Below are 13324 nucleotides of genomic sequence, written 5' to 3' on the forward strand. Positions count from 1 at the left end.
ATTCTTAGTGCGTATATTTTTTGAATCGTCTATTCCTGCGGGTTACTGTTCCAGAGTTGCTTGCGGAATGTCTGAGGATTGCTGTTTTTCAGTAAACGAAACTGTCGGTTGAAATTGGAGAGGTTCTGGAAACCACAATCGTAGCAGATTTCAATGATCGATAGATTGGTATCTGTCAGAAGTTTACAGGCATGACTGATACGTAGTTCATTGATCAGATTGATAAGCGTTTTGTGCGTTCGTCGTTTAATAAACCGACAGACCGACGGAACGGACATATTCATCAGATCGGCGATTTCACGAAGGGCAATCCGGCGTTGATAATGTTGAGAAATGTAGTCAAAAACCAGGCTTACCTTCTCGCTTTCAACCGGATTGCTGCCTTCAATAATTTGAGTAGACAGGGCACGTAGATGAGAAGATTCTGCCAGGGTTGTTAAAATGTCCAGCAAAAGGAGAAGCCGACGCATGCCTTCCTGCTGCGACATCTCCATCATACGGGCAATGACATAGTCTTTGGTAGGGCCGAGAATTTCGAGACCTAAAGCGGCCCGCTGAAACAACTGTCGGATGGGTATCATTTCCTGAAGTTCCATAAAGGGCTCGCCAAGAAAGTCTTCCAGGAAATGGACAATAACCGATTCGGCCCGGTGGTCGGCCGACTGCTGATAAAAAACGGAATCGTTTCGGTAGATATGCGGTACGTTGGCACCGATGAATACCAGATCACCATCGGTGAAATCGCCGATGCCGTTGCCAATAATTCGCTGGCCATGACTCTTTACGACCAGCACTAATTCATATTCCGGATGGAAATGCCAGGGTGTCGGGAAATACGGAAAGTTGAAATTGTAAAGCTTAAAGGAGGATCGCTCAGTGGCTGGAAGTTTCTCTAATAGCGCTTTCATAACCTGTTAAAATCGTATTGCCTTCTGACACAAAACTAGTGGAATCATGCCTTTTATTGCCTTCAATTTGCACTATTAAAATACTATTTTATCAATACGTAAAGAAATTTAACATCTCATCTTTATGCCAGTATATCAGTTGTCTGACGAGCAGATAGCGCAATACCACCAGGATGGCTATCTGATTGTCACAAAGTTGTTTTCGGCTGAGGAAATGAATAGGCTTTATCAAGTGGCCATCGATGACACGGCCATTTCCCGGCACTCATACGATCTGAATGATCAGTCAGGAAAAAAAACCAAACTCGCGCTGTGGTTCACGCCCGGAAACGACATGTATAGCTTGCTGACCCGCAGCGAACGTATCGTGCAATCGGTGGACAAATTGCTGGATAGTTCATCGCCGGTATGTCATTTTCACTCGAAACTGATGCAGAAAGAACCTCGCGTGGGTGGTGCCTGGGAGTGGCATCAGGACTATGGCTATTGGTACAAAAACGAATTTCTACTGCCCGACCAAATGTTTTCGGTCATGGTGGCGATCACGGAAGCAACGAAAGAAAATGGGTGTCTGCAGGTCATTAAAGGCTCTCATAAAATGGGTCGGGTTGAGCATGGCTTTGCTGGCGAACAGGTTGGTGCTTCCCAACGGTACGTTGATCTCGCTCTGAAAACGATGGAGCTTATTTACGTGGAGTTAAAGCCGGGGGATACCTTGTTTTTTCACAGTAACCTACTTCATCGGTCCGAAGCAAACTTGTCTGAACATGCCCGATGGTCGCTCATTTCGTGTTACAACCGTCAGGGTAATGTTCCTTACAATGAGCCGTCTACATCTTGTATTACACCTTTAGAAACCGTACCGGACGACGCTCTCCTAACCTGGCAAGTTTCTGGAATTACTGACCAAACGGATTTTCTAAACAAGGAAAATGATTTATCCTTGACGTAGTTAAGTAATTGATTCCCTTAAACCTATAAGGTCTTTGAGACCTTATAGGTTTTCCAAGACCCCCATTGTATGGCAATCGCAATTCCTTCTCAACTCGACACAGCAGGCCGTGGTACGCACGTCTACAACCTCAATTACATCTATTTGATTAGTATCGTAGCGGCTCTTGGCGGACTATTGTTCGGCTTTGATATGGCCATTATTTCGGGAACTGTGCGCTTTTTCAGCGATTATTTCCGGCTGGATAACATCGAAACCGGATGGGCTGTCGGTTGTATTAACCTCGGCTCTGCGGTTGGGGCCCTGGCAGCCGGGAAACTAAGTGATACGTTGGGGCGTAAAAAAACACTGATTCTCTGCGCACTTTTGTTTGCCATATCGGGCGTAGGTACGGGCTGGGCAACGGGTTTCACTACGTTTGTTTTCTTCCGTTTATTGAGTGGTGTAGCGGTCGGGGCGGCAGCGCTGGTTTGCCCAATGTACATTGCCGAAACTGCACCCGCTCCCTTGCGCGGACGGCTGGTTGCCATGTATCAACTGGCCATCACAACGGGAATTTTGCTGGCGTATCTCGCCAATTACCTGCTCCTGAATACAGGCATAAACAACTGGCGCTGGATGTTTTCATCGCAGTCATTACCCGCTATTTTCTTCTTTTTTAGCCTGTTTCTGGTCGCCGAAAGCCCCCGCTGGCTGATTCGAAAACAACGCAACGAATTCGCCAATCAAGTGCTGACCCGGATTGGGGGCGTTAGTTACGCCAAACAGGAAAGCGAAGCTATTCGGCAAAGTTTCTCGCAGGAAATCAAAGAAAATATCCGCGACCTGTTCAACAAAGACCTGTTTGGGATTGTATTGGTGGGAATCGGAATCGCCGTTTTTTCGCAGGCAGACGGGCAGAATTCGTTATTTTCCTATGCACCTGCCATTTTCCAGCAGGCCGGTATGGCTGAAGACTCGGCTTTTCTGCAATCCGTTATTCTGGGGTTAATCAACTTCGTATTCACTTTTTTTGCTATCGGGGCTATCGATAAAATTGGTCGTCGGTATTTGCTGCTATACGGTTCGGCACTGCTTTGTGCCGATGCACTGGCGTTAGCTGCAGCCTTTTATTTTCAGTGGCCCGGTTACTGGATTCTGACGTTCGTTCTGGGTTTCATTGCCATCTATGCCGCTACGTTAGGCCCCGTTACCTGGGTTGCTCTCTCCGAAATTTTCCCAAACAGAATTCGGGGCAATGCCATGGCGCTATCAACGCTGGCTTTATGGATTGCCAACTTCTTCACCACGGCTTCGTTTCCGGTGATGAAAACTTACCTGGGCCTTCCGGCTACATTCTGCATTCATGCCGGGATTTGCCTGATCTACTTTGTTTTTGTGAAAGCAAACGTACCGGAAACCAAAGGAAAGTCATTGGAAGAAATTGAACAACTGTTGACCAAATAAGACATTAGTCAAAAAGCCATGCCATGGTTTCTGATGGCGCGAAGATTAACCATCGCACGGGTTTTTGACTAAAGCCCAGCTAACGAACACCCATGAACTTTCATTTTTTTTGCCCACGCTGGGGCCAGGAACAAATGCCCTGGAAAGAGTTTCTACGACTTGTAAAGGCAGCTGGCTATCAGGGTGTAGAGGCTGGTTTGCCAGTAGAAAACAGTGAACGAGACATCCTGTTAAACGAACTTGCTAAACTGGGACTTCAGTTTATTGGTCAGCACTGGGAGACTGTGTGTTCTGATTTTGACCAGTATTATTCAGAATTTGAGAAGAGACTTCTGGCACTGGCTGCGGCCCGACCGCTGTTTATCAATACTCAGACCGGGAAGGATTATTATAGCGTTTCTCAAAATGAAAAATTGATCGCGCTGGCCGATTCGATAGCCGCCCAGACCAATGTGCCGATCATTCATGAGACGCACCGGGGCAAGTTCAGTTTTGCTGCCCATATAACTCGTATGTATCTCGACCGGTTGCCGAATCTGCGGATTACGCTCGACATTTCGCATTGGTTCAATACCGCCGAAACGTTCCTCCATGATCAGCCGGAAGCGGTGGCACTTGCCATTTCCCGAACGGATCATATTCACTGTCGGGTTGGGCATACCGAAGGTCCGCAGATTTCTGACCCGCGTGCTCCGGAATGGCAGGAAGCGGTGCAGCAGCATCTGGACATTTGGGATCGAGTGGTCGCCTTGCATCGGCAGAACGACCGGTCGATTTGTACATTCACCCCTGAATTTGGAGCACCACCCTATATGTTTCTGCAACCCTACACGCGCCAGCCGGTGGTCAATCAATGGGAGGTGAACCAGTATATGATGGAGTTTCTTCGCAAGCGGTATGAAAATTTCACAAACCTATAAGATCTCTAAGACCTAATAGGGTTAAACATTAGCCTCACCGAATGAAGCCTTCCTTCCGCTTTTTTAAAAGCTGTTTATACGTTTGCCTATTTCTCAGCTTATCCGGCAACGTATTGGCCGGAACCATCTTTTCTGTGAAATCCGATGGCTACGAATTTTACTGGAATATTGCGAACGATTCGGCCTTACTCCGGAAAGAGGAACCACGTCGAACGCTCTGGAAAGGGAGCCTTTTGCCTGCATTCTGGCTCCAGACTGAATCGGGTGGGCGATACTATGTTAAAGCAACACTTGCTGACGCCAGCGGTCTGCGGGAAAATGGGGGAATGGTTAAGCTGGCTTTGGGAACGTTGGGAAGTGGGAGCCTGGAACTGAACTATACGCAGGGCGTCGTCCGTATTACGAAGCTAATGGTTAACTGGAACGGCACTCCACCTAAATTGATTTCGATGTATTTTGGTACGTCGGTACTGAACGATGAGGAGAAAGTCTGGGCTCCTACGCAGGAATATCCGTTCTGGCCGGACTGGGAGGCCGCCGGGATTTGCATTCCCAGCGCCAAGGGAAATCCAACACAGAGCTTTTTTCGGATGTGGGATTTGGGCCACGCTACGTTACCACTGGGCAGTTTCGGACCGAGTTTAGGAACTCCTTATGCAGCAGCTTTTCCGCGTCCTTTCTACAGTTGCGCCATGGGTAACCAGTCGGGCTGGATTGTGCTGGGTGCCGGTAGCATACCCGATGCGGCTATGGTCTATAAAATTCAATCGTCAAACGGTTGTTTGCAGTATCTGTACCGGGAAGATTTATGGAGTAAGTCGACGTCCAGCCAGCGTAGTTGGAACGAACCACTACGTATCGCCTGGGCATCAACGGCTTATGATGCCTACAAAGCCTACTTTGATTCGTTTGGATCGTTTAAATCAGCACCCGGTACTCATCAGCTAAATGTCTGGAATACGTGGGGCGATTTCAAAAATGGAGACTTCAATCTGAAAGCGATCACTGACAAAGCGCTGGATTTTAAAGCCGACATACTGGCGATTGATGATTCATGGGAAAGTTCGCAGGGAAGCGGTATCTGGAATGAGCAGCGTTTTCCGACATACAAAGAAGATCTGGCTTATATTCGGTCCAAAGGGTTGAAAACCGGGTACTGGCAAAATATCATCTGGTTGGGCGAACCGGAAAAGTTTGGTCTGACGACCGAGGATTTACTCTGTGGAGCCGATGGTAAACCTGTAAAAACCGCCTGGAATATGAATCCGCATGGGAAAGGATTTTACTGTCTGGACCCCAGTTCGGCCAAAGCGGTGGCGTTGATTCGGAATCGGACGCAAACCATTGTCCGTGACCTGAAACCCGATTTTTTAAAACTGGATTTCGGCTATGGCATTCCCAGTCCTGATGTCGCTACCTCCCGAAATCCGGCTCTACGGGGTGAGAATCTTGCCTATACACTACTTAGGCTGGTGTCAGATGCAGCCCGTGAAATCAATCCGACGATCACGATTCAATACTATTCGATTCATCCTTTGTTTCGACCAATTCAGAATCTACTGGCACTGGATGACATGGGCGACGCGGGTGGACACGAGGTTGAAGGTCACGGCCAATGGAGCATCTGGGGTTCGCTGGCAGGACAGCAGAGTATGGCCATTACGGCGTCGAGCGGATATGATTGGAATGCCGATGATGAGGTTTTGCTCAATACCGCCATTATTGGTGGGCAGAGCGCAGTGCTGCCTCGTAAGCTGGAGGACGGATCGCCGGTGCCGCTTCAGAAAATCAGCAGACGAATGGCACTGGCGCTGTGGCACCGGACGAATGTAGGCTGGACCCCGTTGTGGCTGAATAGCCAAAAAGGCAGCTTATCGCAGGAGCCTGTGCCCAATTGCTGGGGACGTCTGGAAAGCAACCGACTGACGGCGTTGGCGTTGCGGGAGAGCCCGATTCCGTTTGACAAATCGGCTATCCGGCATATGAAGTGGCAGGGGCGCTGGGCTCTGATTTCGCAGGATGAGCAGAGTATTTTTGAGACAAAGAAACTAGCGATGATTCCGTTTGATGGCGGTTTTGTGGAATTTCCACTCGCAAAGAAGCCAGCCAAAGTTGTTGCCGTTATGAATAAAGCAGAAAAGCCGTTTAGCGCATGGGAATGGAAAAACGGTACATTGACAATCAATGCCGGGAGTTTACAGGAGAATCCATTCGTGAACGGGTTTCTGGTGTATCAATAAGCGACTATGAAAGGATTATTTTTAGCATGCTGTGTACTTGTTACTACGTATACACTTGCTCAGCCGAAACCAACCCGAACCCGGCTTTTCGATTCGGATTGGCGATTTTTGAAAGATAGTACAGTTCAGGCTGAGCAGCCTGCCTACAACGATGCCAACTGGCGAAAGCTGGATCTGCCCCACGACTGGAGCATTGAGGATTTACCCAATCAGGCCCAGGATCAGGTAGCTGGACCGTTTTCACGAGCCAGTGTTGGCAGTACGTCTACGGGTTTTACCGTTGGCGGAACGGGCTGGTATCGAAAATCCTTTACGCTTAGCTCATCGGAAAAAGGAAAGACGGTTCTGATTCATTTCGATGGTGTGTACACAGAAACCGATGTGTGGTTGAATGGCCATCATCTGGGCTATCATCCATATGGGTATACGCCGTTCAGTTATGAGTTATCGCCCTATTTATTAGCGTCGGGACAGAAGAACGTACTGGCCGTACGCGTAAAAAATCTGGGCCAGAACAGTCGTTGGTATACCGGATCGGGGATCTATCGGCATGTCTGGTTAACCGTCGCCGAACCCGTGCATATTGCTCCAGTAGGCGTATCAATCACTACGTCACAGATTACCGGAAAATCGACACAAGTGCAGCTTACTGCGACGATTGAAAACACAAGTGGGAAGCCAATGCCGATTTTAGTACAGACTACATTGATAGCACCGAACGGTAAATCGGTAAGTGCTACATCCCGGCAAACCATACCCCTATCTGCCAACGGTAAAGTCGAGAGCAAACAGGTGCTAACGGTAACGAACCCGCAGGTCTGGGCACCCGAAACACCCCACTTGTATAAGGCGACCGTTGTGATCATAGCGGGCCGAAAACGGCTGGATAGCCTGGTCACTACGTTTGGTATCCGGTCGATTGAGTTCAGTGCTAGTCGGGGTTTTGTACTGAATGGAAAACGAGTTCTACTGAAAGGCGGCTGCATTCATCACGACAACGGACCCTTAGGTGCTGCAGCCATCGACCGGGCCGAAGAGCGAAAAGTAGAGCTGTTAAAAGCCAATGGGTTTAACGCCATTCGTACCAGCCATAACCCGCCTTCCACCGCTATACTGGATGCCTGCGACCGGCTGGGTATGCTGGTCATCGACGAAGCGTTCGATATGTGGCAGCGACCCAAAAAGCCACAGGATTATCACCGCTTTTTCGATACGTGGTGGCAACGCGATTTGACCGCAATGATTCAGCGCGACCGGAATCATCCGTCGGTCATTCTGTGGAGCATCGGTAATGAAATCAACGAGCGGGCCGACCCATCAGGTCTGGAGATCACTAAAAAACTGGCTGATGAAGCGCACAGGTTAGACCCAACTCGCCCGGTTACCGAAGCACTTTGCGTGTTTTGGGAGCATCCCGGCAACGTCTGGGAAGATTCGGACAAGGCTTTTGCACTGCTGGATGTGGGCGGCTATAATTATGAGTGGAAGCACAATGAATCGGATCATCAGCGTCATCCCGAACGGATTATTGTGGGTACGGAAACGTTCGCCAAAGAAGCGTTTGAAAACTGGCAGCAAGTCGAAAAACACCCCTATGTCATCGGTGATTTTGTCTGGACCGCCATGGATTACATGGGCGAAACAGCCATTGGTCACACGATTGTTCAGCCGAAATCCGATAAAGACAGCACAAAGGCAGTGTTGCCGTGGCCCTGGTTCAATGCCTGGTGCGGTGACCTGGACCTGATTGGGTTTAAAAAACCGCAATCCTATTACCGCGATGTTGTCTGGCGAAATAGCCCCATTTCACTGGCGGTTCATAGTCCTATTCCCGACGGTATGAAAGAAACCGTTACCAACTGGGGTTGGCCAGACGAACGCCAAAGCTGGTCCTGGTCCGGCCTGGATGGGCCGGGAGCCGAAGGAGAACCACTTCAGGTGCGTGTTTTCTCGCGTAGTCCGTTGGTCCGCCTGGAATTGAATGGCAAACTGATTGGCGAGCAGCGCATTTCCGATAGCACCATCACCGCGATATTTACAGTTCCGTATCAGCCGGGTATTCTAAAAGCAACAAGTTTTGAAAACGGCAAACCAACGGGCACTGTCGAACTGTGTACTGCCGGAAAGCCGCACCATCTTCGTTTAACCGCCGATCGGTCGACCATACGTGCAAACCGTAATGATTTGTCCTACGTAGCAGTTGAGGTCGTCGATGAGCAGGGTATTGTAATTCCGTCGGCCGACTTTCCGGTTACATTTCAACTGTCGGGGGTGGGCGAATTGGCGGGTGTAGGTACTGCGAATCCTACGGATCTGAGCAGCTTTCAACAGGCTCGAAAAACAACGTTTCGGGGTCGGTGTTTAGCCATCGTTCGCCCGACAGGAACGACAGGTAGCATTTCGCTAAAAGCCAGTTCTCCCAATGTACAGCCAGGTGAATTGATGATTACGGTACGTTAACTCAACCATAAAACTCAAATTCGGCTTACGGATTCTGCTCCAGAACATTCCTGATCGAACCGCTTTTATACCCATGGCTACTAATTTGAGACATAGCTATATGGAATATGACTGTTCATGTGCAATCGATTAAGTTGAAAGTAGAGATCTCGATTATGATCCAAACTGGACGTTTAATTGAACAGTGTTAGGTAGGAGGGAAGTTGCCGAAAACAGGCTTTTAGCACCTAATTAATTCGTTCACTTTACTCGTTCAGCGAAGAAAAAGCTCCATGGTGAGGGAGACATGGTTTTCTGGCTCCTTTTAATTGAGTATTCACAACCCGACTGCTGGCAGTTACTAACTCAATCCTACCTACTATCGTAAAAAAAGAACCCATCAGCAGTTTCTACTAGTCAATCAGCCAGCTCTAACCTACTTTTGATTAATTAGCCAATGACGCTTCACCAATGATGCCCTGAATGATTTTTAGTGAACCTATAACCAATATTACGTAGATACTTATCAATGCGTACGAGTCTGGGTATGAACGCTTCCCAACAGGGCAGTGGGACCGGTTATGGGATGACAGGAGCAGGAGCATTTCTCAACGTTGTACTTGTTTTCTGCTATGGGTATTCTTCGGATTGGATCGGTGGCCAGTCCAAAAAAGATACCCGATCAGCCAGTTTTTTGGCGAAACAGGTCAATTTTAGAAGCAGGTCGACTTTAAAGGTAGCCGGTTATCATTCATTTCGCTAGATTGGCTTTAACTTTCCGCCCGTTGCCTACTCATGATTCGACTTTTCTGGCTTTGCCTAATTTTCCGCCTGATCGCTGGCCCAGCCTTTGCCCAAGATAAGCTCCCTGCCCGAACCAGGCCTATTTTTAACGTGGACACTCTACCCGTGCAGGGCATCACGCTCAACCAGGGCTGGCGATGGCACGAAGGAGACAACTCGAAGTGGGCGAATCCTGATGTTGATGATCGGCACTGGCGAGCAATTGACCCTAGTCAGGACATCACGGAGTTACTCAAAACGCAGCCAATACAGATGGGCTGGCTACGACTTCATATGCAGCTGGATTCGGCGTTACTTGGTAAAGTAATCAGTATGCTGATTGAACAGCAGGTAGCCTCCCAGTTATACTTAAATGGACAACTTATTGGCGAATTTGGTCAGGTCAGCACAGATCCGACTCAGGTGAAAGCCTATAATCCGTCGGGGGCTAACCAGACGTTAGGACAAACGATTCATTTTCTCCTGGGGCCACAAGCCCAACAGGTGCTGGCCGTACGCTTTGCCCTCCAGCCAGGTATCCATTATCTGAAATTCTTCGACCGGCCCAATCCATTCCTACTGATTCGGCTTTACCAGGCGGACCAACGGAACCAAAACCGAATGGACAGTATCGGCAACTTTGATCTAATGTTCTTAGACTATTTCAAAGTGGGGCTATTTTTGATTCTTGCGCTACTGCATTTGCTATTTTACGGCTTGTATCCGCCCCACAAAGCGAATTTTTGGTTTGGCTTGTTCTGTTTTTGTGTTGCTGCGATTTATTTGAATCAACCCATACACTATCAATACCTCCATAGTGTACCCTACCGGATGGCCAGTGCTATCGCCCAGTGGGTCTTTATCTTTGGGGCGCACCTTTTCTTTTTAGGAGCTGTCTATACCCTGTTTAATAAACGAATCGGAATAGTCTTTTATACGGCCCTTTTTGGATTTAGTGTTTATCTTGTCCTGTTCATCCTGCAAGTGGCTATGCCTACCGACCTGGCTACTTTTTTAGCGCTGATCCTAACCGATATCACATCAACCCGGCGGCTGTTACTGGCCGCTCGGAATCGAGGAAAAGAATATTGGATTTTAACGATTGGAGCCAGTGGTTTTGTGCTGTTGGTCACGGCTGCACTGATCCTTCCGATGTTGTCGGTTAGTGTCCATATACAATTCATATTAGCTCAAGTATTCTTCAATCTGGGTACGCTCAGTTTACCCCTGAGTATGACCTTATTTCTGGCCAGCGAGTTTGCCAAAACCAATCGCTCACTGGCTAAAAAGTTGAAGCAGGTGGAGCAACTTTCGGCCCTGGCGCGGGTTCAGGAGCGGGAAAAGCAGCAGCTTCTAGCCAGCCAGAATGAAACCCTTGAACAACAAGTGACCCTCCGCACAGCCCAGCTGAATCAATCGTTGGCTGACTTGAAAAGTACCCAGACGCAACTCCTGCAAGCCGAAAAAATGGCTACCATGGGCAAGCTCACCAAAGGCATTGTTGACCGGATTCTCAATCCCCTCAACTACATTAATAACTTTTCGCTGATGGGCAAGGAACTGCTTGAGGAAATACAAGCGGTGATCCAGAAACAACACACTACGCTTTCCCTTGATGGGCAGCATGAGCTAGACGATGCTGCAAGTATGTTAGAGCAGAATTTGACCAAGATTCATGAACATGGTAACAGCACCGCCCGCATCTTACAGGATATGCAGAAGTTGCTCAAGGAGCGTTCGACAAGCTACGTCCTTACGGACATAAATACCTACCTTTCCCAGCAGATAGAGATTTCCTTCCAAAAGGCCCTGGATACCTATACGCACACCGTACCGATCAAGCTGGAGGTAAACCTGGCACCTCAACCGCTGCCTGTAAACTTATTGCCCGTTGAGTTTGGTGATGTACTGGATAGGCTGATTGATAATTCGTGTTATACCCTGTTGGAAAAATGCCGTCACATAACGGGTTTTGACCCTCATCTGGAGGTGAGCACACAAGTGGTCGAGGATCAGGTACAGATTCAGGTACGGGATAACGGGCGAGGGATAAGTGCACACGAACAAAAGCAACTGTTTAGTCCCTTTTTTACCACCAAGGCTACGGCCAAAGGTACAGGCTTGAGCTTATATTTAAGTAAAGAAGTGGTGGAAGTGAATCTTCAGGGTCAGATGCGAATCGATTCGGAGGAAGAGGAATATACCCAGGTGACGATCCTCTTGCCGCTTAAGCTAGTTCTGACAACCTCCTAGTCAAACCGGTCGCCATTGGTTCTCTATGCCTGGGCACTAAACAACCTGGAAAGAAGTAGAATACCAGTAAGGAAAAGTTAAAAACTTACGTTTTCCAGTAAAAGGTAGTAAGTCCGCTACAATGATTTCGAATTCATATCGAGTTGCAAAAATATACCATATTGAACGGTAGTAGTTTTCAGCTATACTGCCACTACTGCTATGGCGTCAATCTCAATTAATAAGCCTTCTAGTGCTAAAGCTTGTACACCCAGCCAGGTACTGACGGGAAGGTTTTCATGAGGGAAAGCGATTCTGAACGCTTCGCTGATGATACTGGCATCGGCTGGCTTGTAATCCTTGACGTAAATATTGATTTTAACGACATCCTGTGTCGTAGCACCTACCGAAGAAAGGGCTAGTTGCAGATTCTCAAAGGCCTGTCTCGCCTGCTGTTTGAGGTCATGCTCACCAATAAGTGTGTTATGCTGATCCATGGCCACTTGACCAGAAAGATAGATTGTCTGTGTTGAGCCACTACTAACCGTAACTATCTGCGAAAAAGCGTGCTCCCATTTCGGGAGCCCTTGTGGGTTCATAAAGTGCTTCTCCATGGGCCGTTTTAGTGTATAATCAGTTAAGTAAGTCAACCAGTCAAATCGCATGATTTGCGAAAGATAAATCAAATCGTCCGATGCAGCCATCGTCCAAGCAGCAGCGTCCAGAAGGGCAACGTGAGAACGCCCATTGGTGAGCCGATAAAAAGGACTTGATGCACAATCCTATTTGTGGCGTCTATGGGAATTTTTTCAATCGTCTCCGGGTCTGCAGCTGGGATTTTAAGAATAATTGGATCAACAAATAATGCATATTCTAGCGGGAAGAGGCCAACGAACGCCAGGCCAAATCCGACCAGTATGCCAAACCAGCTAAGGCCAACTGAAAGCACACCTTTGTTGCGTAAGCAGAAAACCACTAGCCAGGCCCCGAAAATGCCCTGTGGGAACATGTACAGCACATCTGCGATTACTTGTGTTAGTCCAAGCAAAAGGAAGAAAGCAGAACAGGTAAGTGATCCAATCCCAATGATCAGCCTGGTTTTACTCATCACCAGATCCAATTGGTTCGATCTTTTGTGGAGTGCAATCACAACGGGAATCATCAGGAGAGTCTGAATACTAACGCCTACATCATGAAGCCTGCCCATTAACACTCCCTGATCGGGGTTGGTCGATCGCAGGACTAAATACGCAATCAAAAACCCAGTGGCCACCACGCCAATGGCGCCACTGGCGATTGCTATCCAGCTTACCGTGCGATAGGAGATGTGTCGCAATGCCGAATTTTGTATGCTCATCGATCGACTTTGAAATGCGTTACCGATTCATCACTACAGAAACATTC

9 protein-coding genes are annotated in these 13324 nt (G+C 48.2%); 6 read left to right on the forward strand and 3 right to left on the reverse strand.

Going from position 1 to position 13324, the window contains the following annotated elements; translation table 11 throughout:
• Positions 1-29: 29 nt before the first annotated feature.
• Positions 30-908 carry an AraC family transcriptional regulator gene (locus GJR95_RS36365; protein ID WP_162390526.1) on the reverse strand — a complete coding sequence of 293 codons (879 nt, stop codon included), beginning with the start codon at positions 906-908 and terminating at the stop codon, positions 30-32.
• Between the two features lie 124 nt (positions 909-1032).
• Between GJR95_RS36365 and GJR95_RS36370 the strand changes: the two genes are divergently transcribed.
• The 6 genes from GJR95_RS36370 to GJR95_RS36395 all read left to right on the forward strand — a co-directional run bounded on the left by GJR95_RS36370 (position 1033) and on the right by GJR95_RS36395 (position 11941).
• On the forward strand, positions 1033-1860 hold the full coding sequence (locus tag GJR95_RS36370) for a phytanoyl-CoA dioxygenase family protein (protein ID WP_162390527.1): 828 nt from the start codon (positions 1033-1035) through the stop codon (positions 1858-1860).
• Between the two features lie 69 nt (positions 1861-1929).
• Positions 1930-3306, forward strand: coding sequence for a sugar porter family MFS transporter (locus tag GJR95_RS36375; RefSeq protein WP_162390528.1), 1377 nt, complete (start codon positions 1930-1932; stop codon positions 3304-3306).
• A 92-nt stretch (positions 3307-3398) separates the two neighbouring features.
• Positions 3399-4226 (forward strand): sugar phosphate isomerase/epimerase family protein, encoded by an 828-nt coding sequence (locus GJR95_RS36380; RefSeq protein ID WP_162390529.1) that lies wholly within the window; start codon positions 3399-3401, stop codon positions 4224-4226.
• 41 nt (positions 4227-4267) lie between these two features.
• On the forward strand, positions 4268-6466 hold the full coding sequence (locus GJR95_RS36385; protein ID WP_162390530.1) for an alpha-amylase family protein: 2199 nt from the start codon (positions 4268-4270) through the stop codon (positions 6464-6466).
• A 6-nt stretch (positions 6467-6472) separates the two neighbouring features.
• Positions 6473-8926, forward strand: a complete 2454-nt coding sequence (locus GJR95_RS36390) for a glycoside hydrolase family 2 TIM barrel-domain containing protein (protein ID WP_162390531.1) — start codon at positions 6473-6475, stop codon at positions 8924-8926.
• 774 nt (positions 8927-9700) lie between these two features.
• Entirely contained in the window at positions 9701-11941 is a 2241-nt protein-coding gene (locus GJR95_RS36395; protein WP_162390532.1) for a sensor histidine kinase, read from the forward strand.
• Positions 11942-12123: 182 nt separating this feature from the next.
• On the opposite strand, the gene GJR95_RS36400 is transcribed toward GJR95_RS36395, so the two are convergent.
• Together GJR95_RS36400 and GJR95_RS36405 are read right to left on the reverse strand one after the other, a co-directional pair.
• Entirely contained in the window at positions 12124-12534 is a 411-nt protein-coding gene (locus GJR95_RS36400; protein ID WP_162390533.1) for a RidA family protein, read from the reverse strand.
• A gap of 68 nt (positions 12535-12602) precedes the next feature.
• Positions 12603-13277 (reverse strand): hypothetical protein, encoded by a 675-nt coding sequence (locus GJR95_RS36405; protein WP_162390534.1) that lies wholly within the window; start codon positions 13275-13277, stop codon positions 12603-12605.
• Positions 13278-13324 lie beyond the last annotated feature (47 nt).

This window comes from Spirosoma endbachense (genome assembly GCF_010233585.1).
In the GTDB taxonomy this organism is placed as follows: Bacteria; Bacteroidota; Bacteroidia; order Cytophagales; family Spirosomataceae; genus Spirosoma; species Spirosoma endbachense.